Below are 11981 nucleotides of genomic sequence, written 5' to 3'. Positions count from 1 at the left end.
GGTAAGTTTGTTGGTGATGACGGCGGAATAGCCGATAATAATCCGGACTGAGCCCCACGCTTTTCAACGTGATGTTGATGACCCAGCCCATCACCGGCCAGGTGCTCGGACGTGCCGCGCCCATCGCCGGGGTTGTTACCCGGCCGCTGTTCGGCAGCCGCGTCCGTGCAGGCGTCCCCAGCCCCGCCGATGATCACCTCGGCGCCGACATCAACCTGCACGCCTACGTCGTGAAGCACCCGACAGCGACCTTCTTTGTCCGCGCCTAGGACGATTCCATGCGCGGGGACGGTATTCACGACGGCGATCTGCTGGTGGTCGATCGCAGCCTGGAGCCCGCCCTCGGCCTCGTGCTGATCGTGGCCCTGAACGGCGAGCTGACGGTGAAGCGACTTGAGCACATCGGTCATCGGTCCTACCTGACCGCCAGCAATCCGAGATACCGACCGATCCCGCTGACAGGACAGGAAGCCCAGGTATGGGGCGTGGTGACCCATGTGGTCCATGCCCTGGGAGGCGGGCTGGCATGATCGCCCTGGTCGACTGCAACAACTTCTACGTCAGCTGCGAGCGGGTCTTCGATCCGCGGCTGGAGGGGCGACCAGTGGGGGTGCTCTCCAACAATGACGGCTGCGTGGTGGCCCGCTCCAACGAGCTCAAGGCACTGGGCGTGGAGATGGGCGCGGCCCTGCACCTGTTGCCACCGCACATCCGCCGTCAGGCGGTGCTGCTCTCCAGCAACTATGCCCTCTACGGCGACATGAGCCGCCGCGTCACCGCGACGCTGAGCGAGTTCTCGCCCCACGTCGAGGTCTACTCCATCGACGAGAGCTTCGTCGGCTTCCAGGGCTTCGACCAGGCGACACTCGAGGCACGTGGCCATGCCCTGCGCCAGACCGTGCGCCAGTGGACCGGCATCCCTGTCTGCGTGGGCTTTGCGCCGACCCGGGTGCTGGCCAAGCTGGCCAACCGGGCGGCCAAGAAGATCCCTTCCTACGAGGGTGTCTGCAAGCTCGAGGCGGATGGCTCTGACACTCGGTCGCTGCTGCAGCAGTTGCCGGTCACCGAGCTGTGGGGCGTGGCGAGGCGCACCAGCGAGCGCCTGGCGCTGATGGACATCTAGACCGCCTGGGAACTGCGCGAGGCCGATCCCAAACGGATCCGCCGCGCCTTCTCGGTGGTGATGGAACGCATCGTCTGGGAGCTGCGAGGCCGTCCCGCTATCCAGCTCGACGACATGGCCGCACCGAAGAAACAGATCATGGTGTCGCGCTCCTTCGGTCGCATGACCAGTGATCCCGCCGACCTGCGCGAAGCCGTCCGACAGCACGCCGCCAGGGCAGCGGAGAAGCTGCGCCGACAGGGCGGCGTCACCAGCGCGGTGATGGTGTTCGTGCGCACCAACCCTTTTCAGCTCGAGCACCCGCAATACCGCAACAGCGTGGTGGTGCCGCTGATACGCCCCACCGAGGACACTCGCGACATCGCCCAGGCAGCGGCGCATGGCCCGCAGGCCATCTTCCTCGAGGGCTACCGATACCAGAAGGGCGGCGTGATGCTGCTCGACCTCAGCGCCGACGAAAGCCGTCAGCTCTCGCTCGACGAGACGCCGCAGAGCGAGGCCGACCGTCAGCGCAGCCAGCGGTGATGGCCACCCTCGACAAGCTGAACCGTGAGTTGGGTCGAGATACCGTCAGGCTAGGTTTACCTAGACAAGGCAATGCCTGGGCGTTAAGGTGTGAACGAAGGACGCTGAGGTATACAACACGGCGGGGGGAGCTGGTCAGGGTTAAGTCGTGAATCCGCCTAATTCATGAGGCGGGTTTTAGAGAGGTGGCCGACTGTTCCCGTTACCCTCGTTTGCGACACTGCCGGGAGCTCGATACCTGGCAATCGTTGGACGCTCGCCGCACGCTGAGCCGTATGTGAAGTATCCCCTTCGGCTCGACCTTCACCGCTAGGTGAGCACAAATCATGATCTCCAATCCCTCTAACCACGCGAACTAGCGCTGTAGTGACATCCAATAGAGATTTTTCCAGGTAGGAGGTTTTCGAAGGAAGGCCGACGGGCTCCATGCGATGTTGATGTCTATCTTTTCTCAAGATAATACTGAAGCCCCTGGTGCTGCCAACACCAGGGGTTCGTCTTTTTGAGAGTCACCTTCCCGCCAAGGGTATAGGTGATTCCATGTTGATCCGCTTTATGCTTTTCGCGAGCCATCAGAGCGCGGGCTGCCCGAAGTCATCCCATGCTTCTCTAAAACCTGTTGCACTAAAAGGTATAATCCTGTCTTGAAACTGAACAGGAACGTAATTTCGATCTTTGAACTGCCTGACAGTATAATCTCTGCCTGCATCTGTAAGGATTATAAAGACGTTTGCTAAATCTCCTCCATCATCTCTTCCACAGTCACTTAATACTTTCACATTCTGTTCTTTAATTCTTATTACTGTTTCAAAAGAGTTGCCCTCACGACAGGATTCTCTTGTTTTAAAAGCAATTGTTGGACCAGAGCTGGCTGACAAAATTCTTGCCTTATAAATTATACTTTCCTGGCCATCATTACCATTAGATTCTTTTGTTACTAACCTAACCATTGAAGCCCCATTTCTTGTCTCTGAAAAGCTAATTATATCAGCGCGAGAGAACTGCGTGAGATTAAGTTCTCTAGCAAAGCTAGCATCATTAAGTAAGTCTAACGATTCATAGGCGAAAGACTTTCCACAAAAACCTAACACAGCTATCATTCCAATCATCAGCCCCTTCATATTGCTCTCCTTGTTACTTATCATCTTATGTGGTGAATATAATATTTCCCTCTAGATCCCTTGCCACCCCGTCTTCGTACGTCCCAATCATGATTTCAGCCTGTGTCAAACGAAGAGGGAAATCCTCCCGCATTGCTGGCTTACAATAAAGCTCGCCATCATCTATCCTAATTACATTCCCTGCGTTTGTAGGTTTGAAAAATCTTCCTTCCACTTTGCCTATCAGGTTTGAATTTTCATCATAAGCATCCATGACGCATACCCCTATTGAATTAATTGTTGTTATTTTGTGGCTTCCTACCCGTAGAGGCAAATTTATTTTCCCTTCTCTATCCCCTGAATCCGTGAGACTGGCCCTTGAAGTGCTTCTACCTGTGATCTCTCGGTAGTTGCCAAGCTCAAGGCTTCTATCTCAGTGAGGCGGTAACCAGAGGTGGTGGTGATGCAGACGCGCTTTTGAATTGAGTCTCTACCCGCGACCACGCGGCTTCGCCGCCAGACCAACCCCGGGCAGCTCGGCTGACGCCATGCTACCTCGGTGGCTGACTTCACCGCTCGCGCCTTCCTGGCCTCGCCACGCCAACCCCCGCCTGGCTCGGCCCGTCAGGCACGTCGCTGGCTTGGCGCATGTTTTGGGCTTGGCCCCATGGCCCGCTTGCGGCCTCGGTCGTGGCGGCTCGCCCAAACCCCGGCCAGCCGGCCACGCCTCGGCCACGGCGCTGTGTCGGCGAGCGGGTCGCGCTTCGCGCCACCCTGCCCATGGACACGCGCTCCCTGACCTTGCCCCTCAACACGCCCCCGGCTTCGCCGGAGGCTACCTGACTGCCATCAGCCGCCCGTGCTGATGTACCCTGGCGCTTTCGTTTTCGCTACGCCGAGCCACGCATGCACCAGGCCACCTACCGTCACTACCCTAGCTTCACCCGCCGCTATGTGCGCTCTGTGATGAAGATGATGGGCTTGCCCAAGAAGCCCAAGGTCGAGGCCGATGTCTTTGCCAGCCTGCTGCAGGATCAGGAGCTCGCGCTCTCCATCAATGGCGAGGTGCTGATGCTCGAGTGGCACCACGCCCGCGAGGGCAGGGTGGTGGTGCCGGAGCCGACGTTGTCGGAGTGGCTGCAGTCGGTGAAGCTCAGCCAGGTGCAGGGTGACGCTTGGTCATGGCCCCTATAGTGCAGCGCGCTGTTATTCTCCACAGATCGTCTGTATTGTATCGCTTAAAGCTTGTAAGCCGGAGGTGGGAAAGATAAAAATAGTTATCAATAACACAGGGATAAGGTGTTAAGATAACAAATGCAGACCTTCGGCCGCCAGTGCCTGATGTTGATGCAGTCTTTCCCCATGAGATGTAAAAAAATTCTAGGGTGAGTCGGAGCTCACCTATATTCAGCCAACCTCAAGGAGCGACATTTGGAAATCCAAACTCAGCAAGTTGCCGTGATATGTACCTCTCACGTCTCTGTGATGGACACCCAAGTAATCATTAAACTCTTGAAGGAAGGGAGTCTCACTGGCATGGACTTGGGTGGAGGCTGGTTGCTCAGCACTGCACCGCTTGGGGAGGTCGCTGAGCTTGCTGTGCCCACGCTAAAACCACTAGTCGAGTGCTTTGCTGAAAAGGGTTTCGACTGGGTGATTTTTGACCGAAACGCAGACGAAGTCGACGGACTTCCTGTCTACGCGTGGTAGATAAACTATCACATTGAAGTCGCTATTTAAGTTCCTAGTTCAGTCCATTTGTGATGACTCGGCCGACCTTGCCCTGGTCACTTAGAGGTGTAAACAGACTTATCTGCCCGGCCGCTACGAGAGCTTCCTGGGCGCTCACGGCAATCCCAACGGCGTCGACATGCGCGGCATCGGCGAGCCGTGGCTGATGGTGGCGATCCACAATCCGCTGGACACCCAGCCGAGCGTCAACCCAACCATGCTGCGCGGTGCCTTCTCGCCGCAGCAGATCAGCGACTTCATCAACCGCGAGGCGATCGAGCACGCCGGCGGTCGCGCCGCCCCGCTGGCGGACGAGGAAGGCATGATCCTGCGCGAGGTGGTGCGTTACGTACTCTCACTGGGCATGTACCTCTCCGTAAGCGCTCCAGCAACCCCATCTTCTTGAGCAGAGCAGCGTCGGTCAGACTGGTGATCTCTGATGGATAGGAGGCACCATGAACGAGCTGACCTCGACGCAGGCCTACTGGCTGGGCCATCTGTTCCATGCGTCGTCTCGACAACTGACACTGAGCGAGTACGCCGAGGAGCAGGGGCTGGAACTGGCGGCGCTCCTGGCGTGGGAGCAGCGCCTGGTCGTGCAGGATATGCCGGTGCCGCCGCGTCATCGGCCGCTGCGCTTCATCGCTGTGGAGGTGGCCCGATGATCCGGCCGGACACCGGACTGCGGGTCTATCTGTGTCGCGAGCCGGTCGACATGCGCAAGCAGATCGATGGGTTGGCCCTGCTGGTCCAAGAGGCCATGGAGCTCAACCCCTTCGAGGAGGCGGTGTTCGTGTTCGGCAACCGCCAGCGCGACAAGGTGAAGCTGCTGTTCTGGGAGCGTAACGGCTTCGTGGTCTGGTACAAGCGCCTGGAGCGCGAGCGCTTCAAGTGGCCCGACCGGCTGGAGGGCGATACGGTCACACTCTCGGGCCAGGAGCTGAACTGGTTGCTCGATGGTTACGATCTCAGCGCCATGCAGCCGCACAAGGCCCTGGATTTTCAATCGGTTGGGTAGCCATATCACTCCCCTTGCGAGGTGGAGTTCGGTAAAATGTCGGCATGACCTCCACCGTTTCCCACACCGCCGATACCGTCAACCAGCTGCAACGCAAGCTGGTCGCCGCCGAGGCAGAGAATGATCGCCTGTTGGCCTTGATGGCCAAGAAGGAGGCGCAGTGGGAAGCCGCCAAGGCGGCGCTGTTCGAGCAGTTCCGGCTGGCCATCGAGCGTCAGTTCGGCCCCTCCACCGAGAAGTACCGCATCGAGCAGGGCGACCTCCTCATCAATGAGGCCGAAGTGGCCGTAGATGAGAAGGACGCCGCTGCCCCCGATGAGCCGGCCACGGAAGAATCCTCTGCCGAGGCTCGCCAGCCGGCTAAACGCCGCAGCCGCGGTGGTCGCGTCGCCTTGCCGCCAGAGCTGCCACGTGTCGAGGTGGTGCACGAACTCCCCGAGGACGCCCGCCGCTGCGCTGAGGACGGCACCGAACTCAAGGTCATCGGCGAGGCCATCAGCGAGGAACTGCATGTGGTGCCGGCGCGGGTCGAGGTGATCCGTCATGTGCGGCGTAAGTATGCCTGCCCGGCCTGCGAAGAGGGCGTGCAAATCGCGCCGGCGCCGGCCAAGCTGCTGCCCAAGAGTAACGCCAGCGCCACGCTGCTCGCCTACGTGGCCACCGCCAAGTACCAGGATGCCTTGCCGCTCTATCGGCAGAGCCAGATCTTTGCCCGTCATGGCGCCGAGATCCCGCGTAATACCCTGGCGCGCTGGATGGTTCAGGTTGGCGAGCGGTTGATGCCACTGGTCGAGGCCCTACGGCAGCACCTGCTGCAGGCACCGCTGATCCACATGGACGAGACCACACTGCAGGTCAATGCCGAGGCGGGCCGAGCAGCGAGTGCCACCTCCTACATGTGGCTGCAGCGCGGCGGCCCACCCGGGCAGCAGGTGGTGCTGTTCGACTATGACGCCAGCCGAGCCGGCCGGGTGCCCGTGCGCCTGCTGGGTGACTACGCCGGTCGCCTGGTCACCGACGGCTACGAAGGCTATGCCGAGGTGGTGCGAAAGAACGGCATCACCCATGCCGGCTGCTGGGCGCACGCGCGACGCAAGTTCGTCGAGGCCCAGAAGGTGCAGCCCAAGGGCAAGACCGGTAAGGCCGACTGGGCGCTCAACCAGATCCGCAAGCTCTACGCCGTGGAGAAGCAGGCCAAGGGCTTGGAGCCCGAGGCGCACCAAGCGCTGCGGGACCAGAAGAGCCGCCCGCTGATCACGCAGCTACGCACCTGGCTCGACAAGTCGCTGACACAGGTACTGCCGAAAAGCGCACTCGGCAAGGCGTTGCACTACCTGGATGGCCAGTGGACACGCCTGACGCGCTTCCTCGATGACGGGCTGATTCCGCTGGACAACAACCCGGCCGAGAACGCCATCCGCCCCTTCGTGGTGGGCCGCAAGAACTGGCTATTCAGTCACACACCGAGTGGTGCGCAGGCCAGCGCGGCGATCTACAGCCTGATCGAGACGGCCAAGGTCAACGGCCTCTCACCCTACGAATACCTGCAGTTCGTGTTCGAGATACTGCCGACGGTGGGCGAGGAAGATGACCTCGGCACGCTGCTGCCCTGGCGATGGAAAGAGACTCTACCGGTCTGACTCAGCCCAAAACAGATGGGGTTGGTGGATCGCTTACACCTCTCCGCCTACCCGGAGGCGCAGTCGAGCGGCGTGCCGACCTGGATGAAGAACAAGCACCCCGAGGGGAAGAAGGGCGTCCCGTTCGCTCAGGTTGGTGTCGACCGTGAGGATCGCGAGCTCTCCCTGGCGATGACAGCGCCGCGCTCGGTATCGCCCTACTGGCGGCAGCTGCGCGACGAGCGCTTCTACCGCGGCAAGTGGGCCGACCATCGCCGCGGCAGCCGTTACGTGCTGGTAAGCGGTTATGAGGTGGGGGCCGGCAAGACGGTAGGGGTGGATACAGTCGAGCCCTGAGCGCCGCCGAGTCACTGTCGCCCTGGGAGGGTAACTGGGAGTGGACGACGATACCACCATGGCGCTATGCCTGGCGGACGGTTTGTTCGACATCGGTGGCTTCGAGGCTGCCGACCAGATGGCCCGCTACTGGCGCTGGGCCAATGATGGTAAGTATTCCTTGGTTTTATTTACACAATGAGCCAAGCAGGAATCTCTGCCAAAGGCGGGCAATACACTACGCCACCATGGGATGTATATTGCCCCATAACCCCGTCAAGGAACCCTCGCCATGCGTCTTGCAGCTCTCATTGTATGTCTCCTGCCCCTGACCACGTTCGCAGAACCTGCCCCCACGTTTACCGCTGAGGATTTCCAGCAGGCGTTCCGCGAATGGAACGAGGCCAATCCTGGCCTACTTAAGGCGGCTGACGTCCATCGGAACGCAATCGACGATATGTGCCGTGATGCCAAGCTGGGCGAGGCATACTACAGCCTTGATGGGGAGGGCAAAGCCGACATACTCGAACTCGGGGAACTGGTCGGCTTTTTTATGAGAGCCGATCCGAACACCACACGGGAAGATGCTTGCACCCGCGCGCTTCGGCACCAACTGACCAACCAGCTCATGGGCAAGGACTAGGGTCGTCTCGCCGATGCAGGATTATCACTCCGTCAAGATCTGACCCTTTGGGCTGCCCCACAGGGTCAGATCTTGACGGGATAACCTTGGAAAACCATGCCCGGTTCACATCATCTCATCAGGGCCACGTCTCAGAACAGCCAACGTTACCGTTCTGCTGCAGACAGTGGACGCGGAGATAGGGCGCCAGAGCGCCGCATAGGGGCGTTACTCTGTACAATCAACCACAAGGAGAAGAAGCCATGGCCAAGCTACTGGAGAACGAGGAGGTGTTCGTGGGAAAAGCCCGCGTCGAGATGCAAGAGGCAATGGGGACGGGCGAACCGCTGTCCTTCGTGGCCTTCGTAGTCACCCTGCCTGAAAGCGATGAGTTCCTGCACAAGCACCAGAAGGCCAAGGGGGTGACGCTATATGAGTGGGCGAAGAGTCTTCCCGAGCTGGCCCATCCCTTTGCTCGCTTGAAGAAGGCCGTAGCGATAGCTGCTGAAAAGGAGGGCGCGGAGGTGGGCATTCTTTTTGAAACGCAGAGGCAATACGTGCTCTTCACTGACCTCCCGAAATGAACCGGCATCCTGGGGTGCGTTATGGCGGACCACTATAGCTGGCCGATGGGAATGAAAACCCTCATTTTCTGTACGTAGATAGATTTACGCGATTTCTTTACGAAAAACCACCGAAAAACGCTGCCCTGGAGAGCAGAGCAGCGCATGTAGAGAAAACGACCGTTTCGAGTAGAAAGAGCACGTGGGCGCCAACCTCAGTGATGTTGACACGAGCAAATGATCCGCGAGGCCATGGCGGAGATTTAGCGCGAGGAGGGACAGATCACCATTGGTGATAGCGCCAGGGACGACGAGTTCTCCTCGCGTCCCGGCTCCTGCTGAGGCACCCGCCTGGCAGGGCAGCGGCACCACTGCGTGATTTTGGGAAGCGGCCGGGAGCGGTAATCTCCCGGCCGAGGGGGCGGCTTACTTGCCGGCCATCTTCTTGGCGGCATCGTACTCGGCGTCGAGGCCGGACTGAGTGTCCAGCGACGGATCAATCTGCTTCAGGCCGACATGCATCATCGACAGCAGCTGCAGGCCGGAGAAATCGCCGTCGAGGGTCTCAAGCGAGTAGCGCTTGTCCGGGTCGTTGATGGAGAGACCGCTCTCGCCCAGCTTGGCGATCTCGAAGACCACCTTGGCCAGCTCCTGCTGTTCCATGTTCGCGAAGGTCTCGAAGGCGCCGGTCATGTACATCACCGCATCCATGCGCAGGCCACCGTCAGCCTTGGACTTCATGGTGTCCTGAGCCAGGCGGCTGATCGCCTTCTTGGCCTCGGTGGCGATGGGTGAGTTCGGTTCCAGCTCGATGATGCGCTGGTAGATGCCGATGGCCTGCTCGTGGTTCTGCGGGCCGAGCTCCTCCAGGTTCAGCGCCAGGCCGTACATGGTGGCGACATCCTTGGGGTTGGCTGCCAGAGCGCGCTCGAAGTAGCGATTGGCTGCCTCATGTTTGCCGCGCTTGGCCAGCAGGCCGGCCAGGTTGCGGTTGATCCACAGGTCATCGGGCAGCTTGTCGGCGGCGCTGCGCAGGGTGGTTTCGGCCTTGTCCAGCTCGCCGAGCTTCACGTAGGAGAAACCCAGCGCCGCGTGGGCATGGGCGTAGTCGGGCTCGGCCTCGGTGCAGGCCTTGAGCGGGGCCACCGACTCTTCGGCACGTCCCATCTCCGATAGACAGACGCCGTAGTTGTAGAGGATCTCGGGGTCGTCGGTCATCTCGGCCATGACCTCGAGCGCCGGAAGGGCGTCCTCGAGGAAGCGATGCTCAAGCAGGCCCAGAATGTACTGCTTGGGCTCGACGCCTTCCTGCGGCACCGCCACGCCCAACACATGACCATCCTGGACGACAATCGCCGCAGTGTAGCCCTTGGCGGCGTACTGCAGCGTGATGGTCTGGAGGACGGCATGAAGTGGTCCAATTGGAGCGGACACCCCGATAAGCCTCATAATGGAGGCCATGGAGGTGTTCATGACCAAGAAGACTCGACGTCAGTATTCCGATGAATTCAAGGCGGATGCGGTGAGCCTGGTGACCGAACAGGGGTATTCCGTATCTGAGGCCGCCCGACGCCTGGGGGTTGACCGTAGCCTGTTGGACCGTTGGCGCCGCAAGCACCGTCAGCAGGTCTCTGGCTCTCCGGGGCGGCAGGAGGACGATCGCGACGCCGAGATCAAGAAGCTCCGCGAAGAAGTTCGTAAGCTTCAGATTGAAAAGGATATTTTAAAAAACTGTTTAGGGTGGGCACCCTCTTGTCGGGTCAGAAACTCGGCGGCTGCCTATACTCAGCCTGGGTGCCAGAGGCGCAGCCGTCGGCTTTTTGGTGGTTCGTCCCCGTTAAAAAACGTGGTTCGGGCGGCGTGCTGGACTTGACAGTGGTGACGCCCGCCTCGGGTGATCCCGGTTAGGAAGGTAGACCCGTTCAGCGCCGCCTCCTCTGGCTCCCTCCGCTGGGTCCTTGAGGAGTCCGTGCCATGGCTCGTCAACCTTCTTCCCGCCGGCGTCGCAGCACGTTGCAGGTCGTGCACCCTGACGCGGCGGCGATCGATATCGGTGCACGCTTTCATGTGGTGGCCATTCCGCCGGACCGGGATCCGGAACCGGTCAGGCGCTTCGACAGCTTCACCCATGACCTCCAACGGCTGGCCGACTGGTTGGTGCAACAAGGCATTACCACCGTCGCCATGGAGTCCACCGGCATCTACTGGATTCCCGTGTTCGAGCTCCTGGAGGAGCGTGGCCTGGAGGTCATTCTGGCCAACGCCCGTGACGTCAAGAACGTGCCGGGGCGCAAGACCGACGTCAACGACGCCCAGTGGCTTCAGCGCCTGCATGCCTATGGCCTGCTGCGCGGGAGTTTCCGGCCGACACAGGAACTGGCCAGCCTGCGCGCGCTGGTCCGTCATCGAGAACGCCTGCTGGCGTATGCCGCCTCGCACATTCAGCACATGCAGAAGGCGCTGATGGAGATGAACCTGCAGCTCCATCATGTGGTGACCGATATCACCGGCAAGACCGGCATGCGTATCCTGCGCGCCATCGTCGCCGGCCAGCGTGATCCCGCGGTGCTGGCGAGCTATCGGGATTGCCGCTGCAAGTCGAGCGAGGAGACGATCCGTCAGGCGTTGGTCGGCCATTATCGCGAGGAGCACGTGCTGGCCCTGCGCCAGTCGCTTGCCCTCTACGACACCTATCATGCGCATATCGCCGATTGTGATCACCATATCGAGTCGGCGCTGAAGGTGCTGGCGGCCAATGCGGCGTTGCCGCTTACCCCGCTGCCACCGGCACGGCATGCCGAAGCGAACCGCAACGCGCCAACCTTCGATTTACGCGAGAGGCTCTTCAAGGTACTGGGCACCGACCTGACCCAGATCCATGGGCTGGGCCCCTATCTGGTGCTCAAGCTGATCGCCGAGTGCGGCATCGACATGGCCCGTTGGCCCACGGCCAAGCACTTCACCTCCTGGTTGGCCCTGTCGCCGGGCAACAAGATCTCCGGCGGCAAGCTGCTGTCATCGCGAACGCGGCGGACCAAGAACCGAGCGGCGGCCCTGTTACGACTGGCGGCCAATATCATCGGACGGACGCAGACGGCACTGGGAGCGTTCTATCGTCGATTGGCGAGCCGCATCGGCAAGGCCAAGGCGGTGACGGCCACCGCACGTAAGCTGGCCCTGCTGTTCTATAACACCTTGCGCTACGGCTGGATGTATCAGGATCCTGGCGTGGACTACTACGAAGCGCGCTATCGACAACGACTGGTGAGCAATCTGCACCGGCGTGCGAAGTCGCTGGGCTACGAACTGGCCCCGGTGCAGGCCCTCGGATAACGAGTTTCTTA

Annotated in this window: 19 protein-coding genes and 1 pseudogene; 17 read left to right on the top strand and 3 right to left on the bottom strand. The window is 60.5% G+C overall.

Translation table 11 applies throughout. The features are described from left to right. Positions 1-77 precede the first annotated feature (77 nt). Genes ACR80S_RS13450 through ACR80S_RS13430 form a run of 5 tightly spaced genes read left to right on the top strand, consistent with a single transcriptional unit; the run spans position 78 to position 1800 of the window. Positions 78-269 (top strand): S24/S26 family peptidase, encoded by a 192-nt coding sequence (locus ACR80S_RS13450; protein WP_435403484.1) that lies wholly within the window; start codon positions 78-80, stop codon positions 267-269. Between the two features lie 9 nt (positions 270-278). Continuing rightward, positions 279-530, top strand: a complete 252-nt coding sequence (locus ACR80S_RS13445; RefSeq protein WP_435403483.1) for a LexA family protein — start codon at positions 279-281, stop codon at positions 528-530. After that, entirely contained in the window at positions 527-1123 is a 597-nt protein-coding gene (locus ACR80S_RS13440) for a Y-family DNA polymerase (protein ID WP_435403482.1), read from the top strand. The genes ACR80S_RS13445 and ACR80S_RS13440 overlap by 4 nt, the downstream gene beginning before the upstream one ends. A 60-nt stretch (positions 1124-1183) precedes the next feature. Beyond that, entirely contained in the window at positions 1184-1648 is a 465-nt protein-coding gene (locus ACR80S_RS13435; protein ID WP_435403481.1) for a DinB/UmuC family translesion DNA polymerase, read from the top strand. Beyond that, complete coding sequence (locus ACR80S_RS13430; RefSeq protein ID WP_435403480.1) at positions 1648-1800, top strand: DUF4113 domain-containing protein; 153 nt, start codon at positions 1648-1650, stop codon at positions 1798-1800. The genes ACR80S_RS13435 and ACR80S_RS13430 overlap by 1 nt, the downstream gene beginning before the upstream one ends. Positions 1801-2220: 420 nt before the next feature. On the opposite strand, the gene ACR80S_RS13425 is transcribed toward ACR80S_RS13430, so the two are convergent. Both ACR80S_RS13425 and ACR80S_RS13420 read right to left on the bottom strand, forming a co-directional pair. Continuing rightward, on the bottom strand, positions 2221-2769 hold the full coding sequence (locus ACR80S_RS13425) for a hypothetical protein (RefSeq protein WP_435403479.1): 549 nt from the start codon (positions 2767-2769) through the stop codon (positions 2221-2223). A gap of 25 nt (positions 2770-2794) precedes the next feature. Next, a complete protein-coding gene (locus tag ACR80S_RS13420; protein WP_435403478.1) occupies positions 2795-3022 on the bottom strand; it encodes a hypothetical protein in 228 nt (75 codons plus the stop codon). A 632-nt stretch (positions 3023-3654) separates the two neighbouring features. Between ACR80S_RS13420 and ACR80S_RS13415 the strand changes: the two genes are divergently transcribed. The 10 genes from ACR80S_RS13415 (at position 3655) to ACR80S_RS13375 (ending at position 8658) form a co-directional block, all read left to right on the top strand. Next, the gene (locus ACR80S_RS13415) at positions 3655-3942 is read left to right on the top strand and encodes a hypothetical protein (RefSeq protein ID WP_435403477.1); all 288 of its coding nucleotides are present in this window, start codon (positions 3655-3657) and stop codon (positions 3940-3942) included. A gap of 264 nt (positions 3943-4206) precedes the next feature. Beyond that, on the top strand, positions 4207-4458 hold the full coding sequence (locus ACR80S_RS17200; RefSeq protein WP_463323803.1) for a DUF5983 family protein: 252 nt from the start codon (positions 4207-4209) through the stop codon (positions 4456-4458). 160 nt (positions 4459-4618) lie between these two features. Then, complete coding sequence (locus ACR80S_RS13410; RefSeq protein WP_435403476.1) at positions 4619-4885, top strand: hypothetical protein; 267 nt, start codon at positions 4619-4621, stop codon at positions 4883-4885. Positions 4886-4934: 49 nt separating this feature from the next. Continuing rightward, positions 4935-5144 (top strand): hypothetical protein, encoded by a 210-nt coding sequence (locus ACR80S_RS13405; RefSeq protein WP_435403475.1) that lies wholly within the window; start codon positions 4935-4937, stop codon positions 5142-5144. After that, positions 5141-5497, top strand: a complete 357-nt coding sequence (tnpB, locus tag ACR80S_RS13400; protein WP_435403474.1) for an IS66 family insertion sequence element accessory protein TnpB — start codon at positions 5141-5143, stop codon at positions 5495-5497. Before ACR80S_RS13405 ends, tnpB begins: the two co-directional genes overlap by 4 nt. Positions 5498-5541: 44 nt before the next feature. Beyond that, positions 5542-7137, top strand: a complete 1596-nt coding sequence (tnpC, locus tag ACR80S_RS13395) for an IS66 family transposase (protein ID WP_435403473.1) — start codon at positions 5542-5544, stop codon at positions 7135-7137. Positions 7138-7161: 24 nt separating this feature from the next. After that, complete coding sequence (locus ACR80S_RS13390) at positions 7162-7473, top strand: hypothetical protein (protein ID WP_435403472.1); 312 nt, start codon at positions 7162-7164, stop codon at positions 7471-7473. A gap of 40 nt (positions 7474-7513) precedes the next feature. Continuing rightward, a complete protein-coding gene (locus ACR80S_RS13385; protein ID WP_435403471.1) occupies positions 7514-7654 on the top strand; it encodes an ADP-ribosylglycohydrolase family protein in 141 nt (46 codons plus the stop codon). Between the two features lie 90 nt (positions 7655-7744). Beyond that, the gene (locus ACR80S_RS13380) at positions 7745-8095 is read left to right on the top strand and encodes a hypothetical protein (RefSeq protein WP_435403470.1); all 351 of its coding nucleotides are present in this window, start codon (positions 7745-7747) and stop codon (positions 8093-8095) included. Between the two features lie 242 nt (positions 8096-8337). After that, positions 8338-8658, top strand: coding sequence for a hypothetical protein (locus ACR80S_RS13375; protein WP_435403469.1), 321 nt, complete (start codon positions 8338-8340; stop codon positions 8656-8658). Between the two features lie 405 nt (positions 8659-9063). On the opposite strand, the gene ACR80S_RS13370 is transcribed toward ACR80S_RS13375, so the two are convergent. Further along, positions 9064-10071 carry a tetratricopeptide repeat protein gene (locus ACR80S_RS13370; protein WP_435403468.1) on the bottom strand — a complete coding sequence of 336 codons (1008 nt, stop codon included), beginning with the start codon at positions 10069-10071 and terminating at the stop codon, positions 9064-9066. A gap of 37 nt (positions 10072-10108) precedes the next feature. Here ACR80S_RS13370 and ACR80S_RS13365 point away from each other — a divergent pair. After that, positions 10109-10366 (top strand): annotated as a pseudogene (locus tag ACR80S_RS13365) (transposase); the annotation flags it as partial. 245 nt (positions 10367-10611) lie between these two features. After that, the gene (locus ACR80S_RS13360; protein ID WP_435403467.1) at positions 10612-11970 is read left to right on the top strand and encodes an IS110 family RNA-guided transposase; all 1359 of its coding nucleotides are present in this window, start codon (positions 10612-10614) and stop codon (positions 11968-11970) included. Positions 11971-11981 lie beyond the last annotated feature (11 nt).

Origin of the sequence: Halomonas salsilacus (assembly GCF_051216275.1) — a bacterium.
Lineage (GTDB): Bacteria > Pseudomonadota > Gammaproteobacteria > Pseudomonadales > Halomonadaceae > Halomonas.
The sequence above is the reverse complement of the archived record's forward strand: the minus strand, read 5'-3'. Positions and strand labels throughout refer to the sequence as shown.

Bases quoted from the DNA above. Each gene is read 5' to 3' on its own strand.
- ACR80S_RS13405 (WP_435403475.1), top strand. From the start codon at position 4,935: ATGAACGAGCTGACCTCGACGCAGGCCTACTGGCTGGGCCATCTGTTC.
- ACR80S_RS13435 (WP_435403481.1), top strand. From the start codon at position 1,184: ATGGAACGCATCGTCTGGGAGCTGCGAGGCCGTCCCGCTATCCAGCTC.
- ACR80S_RS13450 (WP_435403484.1), top strand. From the start codon at position 78: ATGACCCAGCCCATCACCGGCCAGGTGCTCGGACGTGCCGCGCCCATC.
- ACR80S_RS13360 (WP_435403467.1), top strand. From the start codon at position 10,612: ATGGCTCGTCAACCTTCTTCCCGCCGGCGTCGCAGCACGTTGCAGGTC.
- ACR80S_RS13430 (WP_435403480.1), top strand. From the start codon at position 1,648: ATGGCCACCCTCGACAAGCTGAACCGTGAGTTGGGTCGAGATACCGTC.
- ACR80S_RS13425 (WP_435403479.1), bottom strand. From the start codon at position 2,769: ATGAAGGGGCTGATGATTGGAATGATAGCTGTGTTAGGTTTTTGTGGA.
- ACR80S_RS13445 (WP_435403483.1), top strand. From the start codon at position 279: ATGCGCGGGGACGGTATTCACGACGGCGATCTGCTGGTGGTCGATCGC.
- ACR80S_RS13375 (WP_435403469.1), top strand. From the start codon at position 8,338: ATGGCCAAGCTACTGGAGAACGAGGAGGTGTTCGTGGGAAAAGCCCGC.
- tnpB (WP_435403474.1), top strand. From the start codon at position 5,141: ATGATCCGGCCGGACACCGGACTGCGGGTCTATCTGTGTCGCGAGCCG.
- ACR80S_RS13440 (WP_435403482.1), top strand. From the start codon at position 527: ATGATCGCCCTGGTCGACTGCAACAACTTCTACGTCAGCTGCGAGCGG.
- ACR80S_RS13415 (WP_435403477.1), top strand. From the start codon at position 3,655: ATGCACCAGGCCACCTACCGTCACTACCCTAGCTTCACCCGCCGCTAT.
- tnpC (WP_435403473.1), top strand. From the start codon at position 5,542: ATGACCTCCACCGTTTCCCACACCGCCGATACCGTCAACCAGCTGCAA.
- ACR80S_RS13420 (WP_435403478.1), bottom strand. From the start codon at position 3,022: ATGGATGCTTATGATGAAAATTCAAACCTGATAGGCAAAGTGGAAGGA.
- ACR80S_RS13410 (WP_435403476.1), top strand. From the start codon at position 4,619: ATGCGCGGCATCGGCGAGCCGTGGCTGATGGTGGCGATCCACAATCCG.
- ACR80S_RS13380 (WP_435403470.1), top strand. From the start codon at position 7,745: ATGCGTCTTGCAGCTCTCATTGTATGTCTCCTGCCCCTGACCACGTTC.